Source organism: Sporomusa rhizae, from assembly GCF_041428845.1.
GTDB lineage: Bacteria > Bacillota > Negativicutes > Sporomusales > Sporomusaceae > Sporomusa > Sporomusa rhizae.
The window spans coordinates 5,037,865-5,052,864 of record NZ_CP156925.1; the positions used below are offsets into that span (position 1 = coordinate 5,037,865).

At 43.0% G+C, this 15,000-nt stretch carries 12 protein-coding genes; 4 read left to right on the forward strand and 8 right to left on the reverse strand.

Annotation, left to right across the window (positions count from 1 at the left end):
• Nucleotides 1–47: 47 nt before the first annotated feature.
• The 4 genes from SRRS_RS23575 to SRRS_RS23590 all read right to left on the reverse strand — a co-directional run bounded on the left by SRRS_RS23575 (nt 48) and on the right by SRRS_RS23590 (nt 6,171).
• On the reverse strand, nt 48–1,244 hold the full coding sequence (locus SRRS_RS23575) for an MFS transporter (RefSeq protein WP_371363853.1): 1,197 nt from the start codon (nt 1,242–1,244) through the stop codon (nt 48–50).
• A gap of 515 nt (nt 1,245–1,759) precedes the next feature.
• The gene (locus tag SRRS_RS23580; RefSeq protein WP_371363854.1) at nt 1,760–3,556 is read right to left on the reverse strand and encodes a carbon starvation protein A; all 1,797 of its coding nucleotides are present in this window, start codon (nt 3,554–3,556) and stop codon (nt 1,760–1,762) included.
• Between the two features lie 151 nt (nt 3,557–3,707).
• The gene (locus tag SRRS_RS23585; RefSeq protein WP_371363855.1) at nt 3,708–4,475 is read right to left on the reverse strand and encodes a LytR/AlgR family response regulator transcription factor; all 768 of its coding nucleotides are present in this window, start codon (nt 4,473–4,475) and stop codon (nt 3,708–3,710) included.
• A complete protein-coding gene (locus tag SRRS_RS23590; RefSeq protein ID WP_371363856.1) occupies nt 4,468–6,171 on the reverse strand; it encodes a LytS/YhcK type 5TM receptor domain-containing protein in 1,704 nt (567 codons plus the stop codon). Before SRRS_RS23590 ends, SRRS_RS23585 begins: the two co-directional genes overlap by 8 nt.
• A 391-nt stretch (nt 6,172–6,562) precedes the next feature.
• Between SRRS_RS23590 and SRRS_RS23595 the strand changes: the two genes are divergently transcribed.
• The 3 genes from SRRS_RS23595 to SRRS_RS23605 all read left to right on the forward strand — a co-directional run bounded on the left by SRRS_RS23595 (nt 6,563) and on the right by SRRS_RS23605 (nt 9,379).
• A complete protein-coding gene (locus SRRS_RS23595) occupies nt 6,563–7,594 on the forward strand; it encodes a PocR ligand-binding domain-containing protein (protein ID WP_371363858.1) in 1,032 nt (343 codons plus the stop codon).
• A gap of 87 nt (nt 7,595–7,681) precedes the next feature.
• The gene (locus SRRS_RS23600) at nt 7,682–8,350 is read left to right on the forward strand and encodes a diguanylate cyclase domain-containing protein (protein ID WP_371363859.1); all 669 of its coding nucleotides are present in this window, start codon (nt 7,682–7,684) and stop codon (nt 8,348–8,350) included.
• 138 nt (nt 8,351–8,488) lie between these two features.
• Nucleotides 8,489–9,379 carry a hypothetical protein gene (locus SRRS_RS23605; RefSeq protein WP_371363860.1) on the forward strand — a complete coding sequence of 297 codons (891 nt, stop codon included), beginning with the start codon at nt 8,489–8,491 and terminating at the stop codon, nt 9,377–9,379.
• A 256-nt stretch (nt 9,380–9,635) separates the two neighbouring features.
• Here the strand turns inward: SRRS_RS23605 and SRRS_RS23610 are convergent, their stop codons facing one another.
• On the reverse strand, nt 9,636–10,145 hold the full coding sequence (locus SRRS_RS23610) for an N-acetyltransferase family protein (protein ID WP_371363861.1): 510 nt from the start codon (nt 10,143–10,145) through the stop codon (nt 9,636–9,638).
• Nucleotides 10,146–10,367: 222 nt separating this feature from the next.
• Between SRRS_RS23610 and SRRS_RS23615 the strand changes: the two genes are divergently transcribed.
• Nucleotides 10,368–10,577 carry an IS3 family transposase gene (locus SRRS_RS23615; protein WP_371363862.1) on the forward strand — a complete coding sequence of 70 codons (210 nt, stop codon included), beginning with the start codon at nt 10,368–10,370 and terminating at the stop codon, nt 10,575–10,577.
• 54 nt (nt 10,578–10,631) lie between these two features.
• Here the strand turns inward: SRRS_RS23615 and SRRS_RS23620 are convergent, their stop codons facing one another.
• The 3 genes from SRRS_RS23620 to SRRS_RS23630 all read right to left on the reverse strand — a co-directional run bounded on the left by SRRS_RS23620 (nt 10,632) and on the right by SRRS_RS23630 (nt 14,972).
• Nucleotides 10,632–12,164 carry an AbgT family transporter gene (locus tag SRRS_RS23620; RefSeq protein ID WP_371363863.1) on the reverse strand — a complete coding sequence of 511 codons (1,533 nt, stop codon included), beginning with the start codon at nt 12,162–12,164 and terminating at the stop codon, nt 10,632–10,634.
• Nucleotides 12,165–12,277: 113 nt separating this feature from the next.
• The gene (locus SRRS_RS23625; RefSeq protein WP_371363864.1) at nt 12,278–13,471 is read right to left on the reverse strand and encodes a M20 family metallopeptidase; all 1,194 of its coding nucleotides are present in this window, start codon (nt 13,469–13,471) and stop codon (nt 12,278–12,280) included.
• A gap of 169 nt (nt 13,472–13,640) precedes the next feature.
• Nucleotides 13,641–14,972, reverse strand: a complete 1,332-nt coding sequence (locus SRRS_RS23630; RefSeq protein ID WP_371363865.1) for a GTP cyclohydrolase — start codon at nt 14,970–14,972, stop codon at nt 13,641–13,643.
• Nucleotides 14,973–15,000 lie beyond the last annotated feature (28 nt).

The window sequence follows — 15,000 nt, forward strand, 5'->3', positions numbered from 1 at the left end:
TACCATAAAAATATCTTTCTCATAGTACACAGCCCATTTTTTTATACTTAAGTCGAATCTGTCCCTACATCCCGGTTGACTGCATTTGCTCCGAGATGACCAGGTTCTTTTATAAATAACGTTAAGATAAAGCCAATAATAGGCAGTAATACCAGTATATCAAAAACAAAGGTAATCCCCCAATAATCCGCCACTTGTCCTAAACCTAAAACGCCCATAGTTCCTAAGCCTACGCTGAACCCAAGAGTAAAACCGGAAGCCATTCCTACGTTTTTCGGCATCATTTTTTGAGTTAGCACTAAACTGCTTGTTGCCGTTGCCGACAACAAAATACCTGCCAATGCCAGAAGGACGAAAATCCATGGGCCACTGGCCGATAAAAATAAGTACATCATTACGGCAATGGGCAGAATGGAGTACAGCATAACTGTCTTGCTGCCATACTTGTCGCTTAAAATTCCTCCGGCCATGGTTCCGATTGCGCCTGCCGCTAAATAAACAGTAAGCAGCGAGCTGGCATATATCGAATCCCCGCCTAAATAAGATACATAATATAACGGTACAAAAGTAGCAATCCCTGATGTAACCGTAGCCCTGGTTAAAATCATACCCAATAGCGCTAAGAGAGACCAGTTGACACATTCTTTGAGTGTTACCAGACTTCCTTTACCTTTGATTTCCGGGCTTGGCATTCTGTTTGTCTCATTAAATAAAGCAACGCCAATAATAAGGCTAGGCAATGTATACAACAGAATTCTGAGACTTTGCCCTTCTAACAGCAATGCTGCCAGCAACATGGATCCCAGGGCAACACCGACATAGCCACCGAATGAAAAGATGCTGACAGCTTTCCCCTTTTCTCGTCCCCCAATAAAGTTTACCGTTTTCGCCGCTTCAGGGTGAAAAGCTGAATTTCCCAGGCCGCTGATGGCTGTGCACACCATGACCAGATAATAGCTGGGAACCAATAAGGACAATGCCATAAATATCCCGGTAATCATACATCCTGCAGGCATCAGCCAGGGACGATGCTTTTGATCGCTTAGATACCCGAATATAGGCTGACTTATCGATGATGCCACATTTTGCATTAACACAATAGCACTGACTTCGGCATAAGACAAAGCAAATTTAGCTTTCAAAAAAGGCAACGCCACATAAAGAGCCCCTGGTGATAAATCGGCAACCAAATGGCCAAACGCAATAAGCCAAACTGTTTTGGGCACATTTCTAAACAGATTCAATCCTAATCACTCCAGATTACACAATCTAAAGAATTCCAAAAGCCAGCCGAAGCTGGCCGGTTAATTCCTTCTATTTCTCAGACTCAGATATTTTTTATTTCTCTTAAATATACAACAACTCCTGCCAACCTACAAAATTTGGCAGGAGCTCCCTTAATTCTTCTTATTCTATGTGTATTCCTCTTGGGTTATATTTATTATATATTTCTTATCAAAAAAATTTCTTGTAAAAGTCAGCCCTGGATATCGTTCTTCACTATTGAATACATATTTATATCGATAAAATTCCCTCTGGCCTTTTCATATTGTCTAAGGAGACCTTCCTCTTTAAATCCGAGCTTCATTAGAATCTTACACATTTTTCTCAGCCACTATTTAATCTCCTTACTACTATAATCAAAAACTTTCTCCGACACCAATAAAACCCGTCCATAAAAGTATACGCGGCAATTACGTAAATGACAACAGACTGCATCTGTTACGACGCAGTCTGTCTTATATTATTTATAATATTTTTAGTTACCGGCTGTACTGCTCTCCGGTTTCACTGCCAGTTGCTCACCATTAATAATTTTCAGCCAGGTGCGTATAGCATCAGTGATAACAAAGACAACAAGTACAATCATGATACCGCTGGCACCAGCCAGGAGATAGTTGTTTTGCGGCAGGTAGATGGTGGTAATATTGAGATAGCCGGCAGCGATGGTGGTTACCGTCAGAAAGCACATCGGAATGATAGTCGTCCAGGTATACCGTCCTTTGCCCATTCTAAACAGGACGGTTGTGCCAATAGCCAACGTCATGCTGGCTAACAGTTGGTTAGCAACACCAAACAGCGGCCAGATAGTTGAGATAGAACCGCCATATAACAGATAGCCCCAGGCAAAAGACATAAGGGCACTGGTTAGGATAAGACCGGGAGTCCAATTTACGTCTTTAAGCGGTTTGTAAACCATGCCGCCCAATTCCTGAAGCAGGTAACGGCCAACACGAGTACCGGCGTCAATGGTGGTCAGGATGAACAAAGCTTCGAACATGATCGCAAAGTGATACCAGAAGGAGAGAAGGCTCTGCATACCAGGAATTTTACTGAAAATATGAGCCATACCTACAGCAAGTGATACCGCACCGCCCGGCCGACCGGCTACATTTTCACCAACCATTTGAGAAAGCACCGGCAGCTCGTTTATTTGCATGCCTAGTTTTTCAAATACAGCAGGTGCAGTATTAATGGCAAAGTAATCGGCAGGAAAGAGGCTGGTAGCTGCGATGAGTGCCATCAGAGCCACAAATGACTCTACCAACATACCACCAAAGCCTACTGCTTTGATTTCGGATTCGTTTGTCAGCATTTTCGGAGTAGTGCCTGTGCTTATCAAAGAATGGAAACCTGATATAGCGCCACAAGCAATAGTAATGAACATGAAGGGCCAAACCGGACCCGGGATAATCGGTCCGCCGCCATGAATGTACTGGGTTAAGGCAGGCATATGAATTTCCGGTTGGACAACCAGAATGCCCATAGCCAGCGCCCCAATTGTCCCGATTTTCATATAAGTGCTAAGATAATCGCGCGGGGCTAAGAGCAGCCATACCGGCAAAGCGGCAGCTACAAAACCATAAACTGCAAGCATAATCGATAACTGGGATTTATTAAAGGTAAAGTAAGGAGCCAGCCAGGATTCTTGTACCATAGGACCTACAAAAACACCTAGTAAGACTAGTGCTACTCCGATAAAGGAAGCTTCGCCAATGTGACCGGGACGTAAGTAACGCAGATACAGTCCGACGAAGATAGCAATTGGGATAGTAACAGCTACTGTAAAGGTACCCCAGGGGCTGTCGTACAGAGCATTAACAACGGCTATAGCCAGACCGGCCATGGTGATGACAAGGATAAAAAGAACAGCGATGCTGGTTGCCAAACCGGAAGCTTTACCTATTTCCTTTTTGGCAATTTCGGCAACAGATAAGCCATCGTAACGAACCGAGGCAAACAGAATAACCATATCATGTACCGCACCGGCGCAAACGGCACCGATTAAAAGCCAAATTGTTCCGGGAAGATAACCGAATTGGGCGGCTAAAACCGGGCCTACCAGGGGACCGGCACCGGCAATGGCGGCAAAGTGATGGCCAAAAGTCACCCATTTGTTAGTTGGCACATAATCGCGGCCGTCATTGTGACGAACAGCCGGGGTAATACGGTTGGGATCAAGAGCTAGTACCTTGGCTGCCATGAAGGCTCCATAGTAACGGTAAGTTAGGGTTAATACAAGTGCAGCGACAATAACTAAAGAAATACCGTTCAAGATTGTTCCTCCTTTTAATAAAGATTGATAATTTGCAAACTTATAATAACTTAGCGAACTGGCTCTTGGGTACATAATTTCTTTCAACAGAACAAATTGGGCGTTCAATAGAAATATACGGGGACAAAAAGAAATGGCGCCTGGACGGCGCCTATTTCAATCCTAACAGTTCCTTAATTTCTTTTATTTGCCCTTTGCCGACAGGTATTTCAATCTTTTTACTGCCGGGCACGGTTAATTTAAGCCAGTAGGTTCCTTTGAACCAGGGAATAATCTCTTTGATTTTTTCCATGTTAACAAGATAGCTTTTGTGTATCCTGAGGATGGTTGTACCACGCAAGCGCTCTTGTAATTCTGATAGTGTACCTGAATAGTTATATTCACCAGTTTCCGCAACAATGGTAACTGCTCCGGTTTGGGTATGTGCATAGATGATATCGGTATAATTCACCAATACAATTTTGCCGTTTCTTTCAGCGGCTAACTTGTGCACAGACGTTTTGGCGGCCACCGTCAGCACTTGATCAAGCTGTGCAGTTGCCGCTTGCCAATCGTCCGGATGATACTTCTGCAGCCGCTCGATGGCAGCGGCTACCCGTTCGCCGTCAAATGGTTTTAAAAGATAGTCAATAGCCCCGATCTCAAAGGCCTTTATCGCATATTCATCATAGGCTGTGGCAAAAACAATGAGTGAATCCGGAGCGACTGTCCTGAGGCCTTGCGCTGTATCCATTCCATTCATGCCACGCATCTGAATGTCCAAAAAAATAACATCTGGGCAATGCTGAGCGGCCAGCCCTATTGCCGCCGGGCCATTGTCTGCCTCTCCCACTACAGTAATACCTGATAGTTGTGACAGGAGAAACTTTAGTTCATCGCGGGCCGGTAGTTCATCGTCAACAATAATAGCTTTAAGCACAGTCTTCCCCCTCGTCGCTTGCGCACTTGGGCAAACGTAATGTTATTGTTGTTCCGTGGCCAGGCTGACTCGCAAGCTGTAAGCCGTAATTGTCGCCATACTGACTATATAGACGCTCGTGCACATTAATTAGGCCAATACTCTCGCCGCTAGGGTGTTCAAGCGGGTTATGGGCGGTTAAATCCATACCTACACCATCGTCGGCAACACTGATTTCAATAGTTTGACCATAATCGGTGACTTTTAAAAAAATGGAACCACCTTCCGGCTTTGGCTGCAATCCATGTTTAATCGCATTCTCAATAAGCGGTTGGATGGAGAGAGAGGGAATTCGGTAGTGTCCGAGGCCTGGCTTTATATCTTCTGATGCCAAAAGTTTTTCACCATGACGAGCCTGCTCAATAGAAAGATAAGCCTTAACTTGCGCCAGTTCTTCATCGATAGTAATATTTTGACCGTTTTTGTGAAGGGTATAGCGGAAAATGGCACTCAGTTTGAGTAATAGCTCACGAGCCAAATCAGGTTTGGTCCTAACCAGTGAAGTTATGGTATTCAAAGTGTTAAACAAAAAATGCGGGTTTATCTGAGCATGAAGTGCTTTCATCTTAGCTCGCGCAGCCAATTTAGCCTGACGATCAATCTCGGTAAGTTCCAATTGAGTCGAAAAGAGATGGGCTAAACCAGCAGCAAAAACTATATCAGACTGACCCACCCGATTGCTGCGGGTGTAATATAATTTCAAGGCGCCAATCACTCTGTCGGCACATTTGAGCGGCACAATAATAGCACTTGTCAGGCGGCAACCGGCATGTTGGCAGCCGATGGTTTCCTTGTCCCGGGCAATCTGCATTTGACCGGTAGCAAGGACTTGACGGGTAACAGTCGTTAGGCTGTTGCTGGCTGGAGGAGCATGATGAGAACTTTCGGCTCCGACAAAAGCCAAAACGCCTTCCTTGTCGGTGATGGCTACCGCATCATAACCGGCAGCCGCCAATATGATTTGAACGGTTTCACCAGCGGACTGTGCGTTAAGGCCCCGACGTAAATACGGCAAGGTCTTGTTGGCAATATCAAGCGCTTTGTGTGACTGTTCGGCACTGATTTTTTCCTGGGCATCCATGGCTGTTTTAATTATTATCATAAAAATTGCCAGGCCCAACGAGTTGGAAACAATCATTGGTAACGCAATCTGGCCAACAAGCTCCCGGGCCAAGTTATAGGGATGTGCAGTTAACAGGATGATGCCCATTTGGATTATTTCCCCCAGCATTCCCGCAGCTAACGCCAGCCACCACGGGATGGGTCGTCCAGGGTATAGCCGATAGATCATACCTGCAAGCAGACCTTCGCAAATATTAGCTAACGCACAGGAAAAAGCGGTAAAGCCACCTAAGAGATAGCGGTGACCGCCAGCAATTATCCCGGCCGATACGCCCATGAGCCGCCCGCCTATCAGACCGGCCGCCATGACGCCAATAACACGCGAGTTAGCAATAGCATCATTTACCGGTATGCCGGCATATGTGCCAACAATACCGACAAGCCCAAAAAACACGGTTAGCAACACCGCATCCTGCCAGGTATTGCGTTGGTTAATCAGCCGCCTGAATACGCTGGTCTGAGACAATATAAAAGCAAGCGTCGCAGCTACGCTCATACGCTCAATCATTTCTATTAGCAATAAATGTTCAGACATAGATTATACCTCCATTGTTTCAGAATAGCACTTTTCCTGATGTCTGACAATGTCGTAAATTGGTTTTGTTCGACTTCATCTCCTAGCAAAAATTTGTATCTTTGTCATGTTCGGATAACGCTTGTTATTCCTGCTATTAATCAAATCAAATTGTACGTCAGCATTGAGAAAAGCATGGACTTCGGCAACAAATATACACGATAAAAATGTATCCCAAGTACACTAGCGAAACAATATGGATTTTGATTGCGACCCCCTCACAAGATATGATAAAATTAGACAAAAATAGACATCTGGCATACAAATAAATGTTCGATAGTCTCGTTACAATTTTTTTGTTATCCTAGCAGCCCAAGGTTCAGACATAAAATCTATCGAAAGGACTATCAGAATGAAATTTTCGGATTTGATTGATATACGAAAATTACAGCAGCTGCTCGATGCCATGTATGCTGCAACAGGGATGCCCTCTGCGATCCTGGATAACAACTCAAACTTCTTAACCTCTAGTGGCTGGCAGGATATTTGTAAAAACTATCACCGGATCTGTCCCGAAACTTCAAAACGCTGCCATAAAAATGATATACTCATTTCTGAGCATTTAGCAGACGATAAGCAGATAAGTTATCGATGTGATAATGGACTTTATGACTGCGCCTGTCCTATCATAATCGATGGGCAGCATGTGGCTTCTTTATTTGTTGGCCAGTATTTTATAGAAGAGCCCAACCTGGAATTTTTCAAACAACAGGCGCGAACCTTTGGGTTTGATGAAAAAGGCTATTTAGACGCGGTACAAAAAGTACCCATACTATCCGAAAAAAAAGTGTCCAAGGTAATCGAGTTCTTTTCTCAACTGGCGTCGATACTTGCGAATTTGGGTTTTCAAGTTCTAGAAGCAAAAGCAGCTAAAATTTTTAAAGATATTCTACTGGAATCAATACCAAATCCCGTTTTTTTTAAAGATAACAACGGTGTATACTTAGGCTGTAATAAGGCGTTTACTCAATTTCTAGGGCGTTCAAAAGCAGAAATAGTCGGTATGAAGGCCTCGGATATAGCGCCTGCTCACCTCGCGAATAAATATAGCAAAATGGATACCGCACTACTTGAATCTCATCAGAATCAATCTTACGAATATATAGTAGCCGATGCGTCCGGAGTAGAACGAAGTGTTATTTTCAATAAAGCATCCTTTACTAATACAGATAAATCCGTTGGTGTGGTTGGTGTCATCCTCGATATCACAGCTCGCAAACAAATGGAAGCTCAACTGAAAGAGAGCGAGGAAAACTATCATTCATTATTTAAACATATGATAAATGGGTTTGTTTTTCTTCAGGCTGTTCCTATGGATAATGGGCAAATGAATAACTTCATTATTCTGGACGTCAACGAAGAGTACGAAGAAATATTAGGGTAGTCGCGCGAAGATGTAATAAATCGGCCTATTACCGAAGTGCTGCTGCCAGACGGCGTAGGCGATGAAATTCCGGAGTGGTTGGTTGTCATGAATAAAGTATATACTACCGGAGAATCATCTTTACTGGAATATCATTCAAAGATATTTTCAAAGTGGTTTCGTTTATCCATCTATAGTCCCAAAAAAGGCTATTTAGGCGCTGTAGTATCTGATATAACCAAGGAAAAAGTAAGTGCAGAGGAAATCCAAAAATATGCCTATCAGGATTACTTAACCGGACTGCCTAACCGTCGGCTGCTTGATGACCGGCTAGCAGATGCTATTTTGCAAGCAACAAGCACAAATACAAATGTTGCAGTAATTTTTATGGATTTGGATAACTTCAAGCCTGTTAACGATACCTATGGACACGATGCCGGCGACAAGCTGCTACAGCATCTTGCCAACCGAATTGTAAGGTGTGTACGTGATAGTGACACCGTGTCCCGTATTGGGGGCGACGAATTTGTCGTTATTCTCCCTAATATTCACGAAAGAGCAGAAGCCGAGCTAATGGCTGTACGATTACTGGAAGTCTGCAGAAAACCATTTACCATAAAAAGAAATAAATTGTGTGTTTCTGCAAGCATCGGTGTGAGCATGTTTCCCTACGACGGAACGAACATCACGGAACTAATCCGGAACTCAGATATGGCTATGTATAAGTCTAAAAGAAAAGGCAGAAATCAGGTGTGTTTTGTGGATGAGTGCGGATAAATTGCAAATTCCCCTGTCGCTGACAGGGGTTTCATTTTGTCGGTCATTTGAAATAAAGCAGCCAATCGGTTACCCGTTACTTTTTGGCTTGTTTAACGTTTATTAAATCGGAACTTGAGTAAACGGAGGTAAATCCCATTGAAAAAAGCAAAGTTACTTACAACAGTACTTACACTAGGCTTATTTATTACACCAATTTTATCGGCCAATGCAAGCACTTTCCCCCAACCCGTATATAACAACAAAGGGCAAGCGCCCTTTATCCCGGCGACAAAAATAAACTTGTCTGCCGATAAATCCATCCTCGAGATTGCCGAAGCCGATGTGACCGGTGACGGTATAACTGATACAATATATCTTTCCGGTCATAAAGTTCAGCCCACTTCTCAATATATAGACGATGTAAGCGTAACGGTAAAGAGCGGGGCCGATAAAGTTTTAACTACCTTTCCGCTCAACAAAGTAGGCGGCTATCAACCGCACCTCTTTATCGGTGATTTCTCCGGTGATAAGGTGCCAGACGTATATGTTGCCACCGCATCCGGCGGCAGCGGCGGCTGGTCATATTACAATATAGTTTCTTTCAAAGACAAAAAACCAAAACAAATATTCAATATCCAGGAGAATCCGAATCAAAACATTACCGGCAGATTTATCGACGGCTGGAAGGTGGAACTAACGAATAGCAGCAGCACCAAGACATTAGCCATTGATATAAGTGCACACAAGAGCGACTATCTTCGTCTGGGAATCTATAATGAAGATGGCGTTGTTAAGCGCGAAACCAAAACAATGACCGCTCCATTTAGTAAATTAGATCCTATAGATATTGACAATGACGGCGTTTTCGAACTGAAAGGCGTTCAGCGTATTTCCGGCGCCTATCGGGCAGATGGGCTAGCCGATGTAGAAACAACACTGAAATATGATGGAACAGTATGGAGCTCACAATCAGTAAAGGTAACCGTACCTATGGACAATATTGACCCGGCAACTTCTAAACCGACACCGCAGCCTGCCATATCATAACTTTCGACAACATATACAATTGACTGTGGTCTTGGAAAAACTTAAGCAGTATACGAATTAATGATCTGTGACCACACAACTGTACCGTAACGTGCGTGTATCCTGCTAACTGAGATCACCTAATAGTACTACAGCACAAAGAACCAGAACTTCTCGCTATAAAGAGATATTCTGGTTCTTTGTTTTCGTTATCAATTACGGTTCTTACATATCGAAAAAAGTTGTGCGAGTTCTAGTCAGCCGGGATCACCGGGATTTAGAATTTTATTTTATTAATGTTACTCCAGGTGTATCCCACAAGAGCAAGTTCCTTCCCGGCAAAAGAGTAACTTTTTTCTTCCCTAACCAGACCGCCAAGCTTTTCATAGAATTCCCTATCTCGGTTATCTCTAAATGTCCAGACTAGCATTGATTCGAACTGATGTTGTCTATGCGCTTGGATTAATTCTTGAAACAACCTTTTGCCATAGCCTTTTTTTTGATAATCAGGCAATATGTATATCGCTACCAGCTCGCAATCATATAACTTTGAGCGGTCTTGCCCGCCGGAAATCATGCCGACTATTTGGTTTTTATCATTCTCCAACACAAGTATTGTTTCAGTTTTATTCGCAATATTATTTCTAAATAATTCTTCATGTTTTTCTGTTGTTAACGAATCCAGAAAACTATTTGGTACAATGCCCCGGTAACAAACTTTCCAGGTAGCAATAATAACACTTGCTATGCTCTGCTCATCGCCAGGCTGCGCCATTCTTATTCTCACTCTTATAACACTCCTCTGACTTTAGGCTAGTAAACTCAAATTAGACTTTGCAGACATTTTTATTACAAAAGCCGCATCATACGCTTTATATCGTCGGAAATCATGGTACACTTTGATTTTTCAATTAAAATATTTCCACCTGTCATTATATAGGATGGAAACACTCGAACAGTACCGTAGTAATACTCGTTTTCCCGTATTTTATATGTTGAACCTGAAGGTATGACATTCTTCTTCGTGTTCTTCTTGGCAATTAAATTAAATGACTTCTTCGCTACATCACCCTTCTACTCTCAAGATTTCAACGCTACCAACGAACAAATCATTGAGATTGTGGAAGAATACATCTATTATTATAACAATGAACGGCTACAATTAAAATTAAATAAGCTGCCCCCGATAAAATATCGAGAGCAGCTACATACGGCATAAGACTTTTTTAAGGATTCCCACTTTTGGGGTTCAGACTACACATCATTTACTTTCTTACCATAAACGTTGGGTAACCCCCGGGCCGGACGGCCATCCCATGAAAAACCAGAAACTAAACAATAGATACCACATTATTAAGAATGCTATTGCATATGGCATCATCAACGACAGATACGTACCGATACCCACGTTTTTCTCGTATTTGCCCATACCTTCCAAAAACAGAGGTAAGAACGGATTAACAATACCCACAGTATTCAGAGAACCATCACCGGCACGGAAAGCCATCTGAATAAATGCCGGGTGATAGCCAAGCAACATGAACATTGGTACGAATACTGGTGAAAGCAATGCCCACACAGCAGAACCACTGGCAGTAAACAAGCCCAAGAACTGAGCAAACAGCATAAAGCAGATAAATGCCGGCAGACCAACCATATCGATAGATTTTAAGAATTCAGCACCGCTGGTTGCAAGAAGAGTTGCGATGTTGGTCCAAGTAAAAGCGGCAATAAATTGGGCAATCGCAAAAGCCATGACCATAAAACCAGCCAGTCCTTTCATGGCTTCACCCATCTTCTTAATAACATCGTCGGCATTTTTGATTGATCCGGATTTGATTCCAAATGTCAAACCTAAAGTCAGAAGGAACATAAACAGCAGAGGTACGATACCTCTCATTAATGGTGAACCAAGTACGCCACCGGTTTGAGGATTACGCAGAACTGCGCCTTCAGGTACAACAAGCAGTAAAAGTACGCCGATAAAAGCCAGTGCGGCAAAGCCGGTCGCTTTAAGCGCTTTCTTCTGCTCCTGAGTAGGTGCTTCCAGACTTATCGTTTCGATGCGCCCGGTATACTTTCCTAAACGCGGCTCAACAAATTTTTCGGTTATGATAGTAGTAATGGCGGTAAGATAAAATACCGAAAAACTCATGAAATACCAGTTATCAATCGGTGTAACCACAGCTTTGGGATCGACGATCTGTGCCGCCTGCGTTGTAATACCAGACAACAGAACGTCTGTAGTAACAATCAGAATGTTGGCTGTAAAACCTGAATAAATTGCAGCCAGTGATGCCGCAAAACCGGCAAAAGGATGTCTGCCCAGTGAATAAAACAGCATAGCGGCGATAGGCGGCACCACAACAATGGCAGCGTCTGAAGCAATATGGCTCATTAAGCTGATAAATACAATTGCCGCTGTCATACAGCTTTTGGGTATGGAGTGGATCGATGATTTAATGGCACAATCCATCAGCCCAACCTTTTCCGCTAACCCAATCCCCAGTGTCAATACCATAATCATGCCGAGTGGCGGGAAATTGATATAGTTCTTTATCATATTGCTCATGATCCAGTCGAGACCTTCGACACTAAGCAAACTTTGGATCTTAATGACTTTATGAGTGGCCGGATGAACGGAACTTACGCCCATATAGGCCAAGACAGCTGAAATAATAGCTAGAATCGCAATCAAATACAAAAATAATACCGCAGGATTAGGCAACTTATTACCTAATACTTCAACCTTCTTCAAAAAACCGCCAGACGGTTTAGGATCGTTTTGTATCGCCACCTGATTCATACAGTTTCTCCCCTTTTTCTACATAACCTAATATTTTATTGCCTACAAACTCACTAAGACTATTATAATACATTATTTACGGACATCAATTAGGTCTTTTAAAGGAATTGTCCCTAAATGGCTTCTGATTTTTGTTCTTTTGCGCTTGTTTCTATTGCTTTAAGAACTGTCTGATACATAACGCGGACACCATGCGCCAAAATACTCTCATCAAAATCGAAATCCGGCCCATGCAAAACCTTTGATTCGCCTTCCTTACCGCAGCCAAGAAAGAAAAATGCCCCCTTAATTTTTTCTAGGTAATTGGCAAAATCCTCAGCGCCAAGCACAGGTACAATCGTTTTGCAGAGCCCCTCACTGCCAAGCACTTCTTGTACAGCCTGGGTTACTATTTCAACAGGTTCATCGGCATTCATTAGCACCGGATACCCAAACTGATAAGAAAGTTCATAGCTGCCCCCTTGACCTTCGGTATTGCCCTTGAGCATTCTTTCAATTTTTTGCGGAATTTCCTTTCTAGCTTTTGCGCTTAATGTACGTACTGTTCCATTCATCACTACCTCTCTTGCAATTACATTGTAGCGTTCGCCGCCCTGAATCATACCAATATTAATGGTTGCCGTTTCCAAAGGATCAAGCTGCCGACTCATAATATGGCCAATACCTTGAATAACATCGGCACATATCGTAATCGCATCAACACCATTCTGCGGTTGACCAGCATGAGCGCCACGACCCAGGATTTTGATCGTCACTCGGTCAGAGGCCGCCATTAAGGCTCCTTTGCGTACACCAACCTTACCAAAAGGCAATTCCGGCCACAAGTGCAATCCAAAAATCATATCAACATCATCAAGTATGCCTTCCTTCATCATGAGCAAGGCACCACCTTCAGGTGATGATTCTTCCGCAGGTTGAAAAATAACCTTTACTGTTCCGTTGAAACTGTCTCTGGCATCAGCAAGCATTTTTGCGACACCCAGCGCTATCGCAATATGTCCGTCATGACCGCATGCATGCATAACGCCATCATTGACCGATTTATACGGCACCTCATTTATTTCCTTAATAGGCAGCGCATCCATATCTGCCCGTACCGCAATTACAGGTCCATCGGCAGCTCCGCGAATCTCCGCACACACACCAAAATGATCGTTAAACGTCTGCGCTTTTATCCCCATGCGATTTAATTCTTCGACGATGACTTTAGCGGTATTCTCTTCTTTTCTGCTGACCTCGGGGAACATGTGAAAAGTTCGCCGCCATTTAACTAATTGCTGGTCAAATGCCGTATCCATTTTTACCATTTCCTTCCTCAATTACGCATTTTTTTTGCGTTGATTGTTTAAGTTAATTTGATTATAGCATGATATTAGGACAATTAAAAGACATTTCCTTAAAAACTTTTATAAGATTTTGAAAACCCCACGCTTGACCGCGGGGTTCAAAACAGTTTTAGAAAAAATCTGCCTCTATCTACTCTTGGACAGGCTGCAAAAGTTCCCTGATATTGATTTTATATAACCGCCGAGGCCTTCCTTTCCCGACAAGTTCCTCACCAACTACTCTGGCAAAACCTTTTTCAACAAGATTGGAAAGCATTCGCCTGGCACTGCGCACGGTAATTTTCAGATACATTGCCAAGTCATCAGCAACAATATCATCACGATCCAGTTTATCAATAGTCGCCAACAGTTTGTTTATCGTGGTAACGCTGATGTTAAGCTGGTCGGCAAGGTTCCTTAATGCATGATCATTGGTACGAACTGAATACTTCAGATGAACCTTCGAACTCAACGGACCGATAACCGTATGATCGTCATTAACTACCATCCAAACACCTTTGCCCTGCTGCTTGCCTAACCCCAACGCTGAGAAAGAGTTTTCCTCCGCATCATAAACAGTAAGCCCCAAACCAATCCCGCCACTAATATTGACATCAACCTGCCGGGTCATTTCCTCGATTATCGGCATGACCGTAAAGTTTTCCGTAATTTCGGTAAGAGTACCCCGTGTCGAATATAAAGTAAACTTACCGCCGCCATTCATGCTGATCGAGCCTTTAAGTTTTTCGATATATGCCAGCAATATTTCGTACAGTTTTAATTCCAGCCGCTTAGCCTCATAACTAGAGCTTGAACGAATAATATCGTCATAATCATCAATGACGATTCGTTGTACTGCTAGCTGACTCCTTTTAACACGCTGCGTTTCAAATGATTTTATTGCCAATTGCAAAGTTGTCCTGATATTGCAGCGAGTTGGCCATATTCTTACTACCGGCACACCAAGTTCTGCCAGCTTATTATAAGTCGCCAGAAAACAGGTCACAGCAATATTGGTTTTGCCACTTTTCCATAAGTCGTAATGCCACTCGGTAACTTCGCTTGCTGTTACTATGCCTTTATACTGATTTGCATAAATCTTCGGCAACGGCAATGTGGTATCTTTAAACGTCTCGACAATTTCCTTCTCACTAAAAGTGTCAAAACTAACACTGTCACAAGTCAATTTTTTTATATACAAAATTTCCAGTAACGCCCGGTATAGGCTTGATCCAGCATGAGGAACATAAAATAATGGTTTATTACTATCTGCGATTAGCGCCCGCTGGTATGGTATTATCCCGGAAAATAGCCACATATCAAAATCATTGCTATTCTTCTTCAGAATATCGGGTACTTCTGAAGCATCCTCATAAGGTAAGACCATAGGAATCAGGCAATCACGTTTTTCCAAGGCAATCTCATAGGCAATAGCCGCAGAATCCGGCGGCCCAACAATCGCCAAACGTATCAAGTCTTGCATTTTTACTTCTCCTAAAAATTTCTTCGAT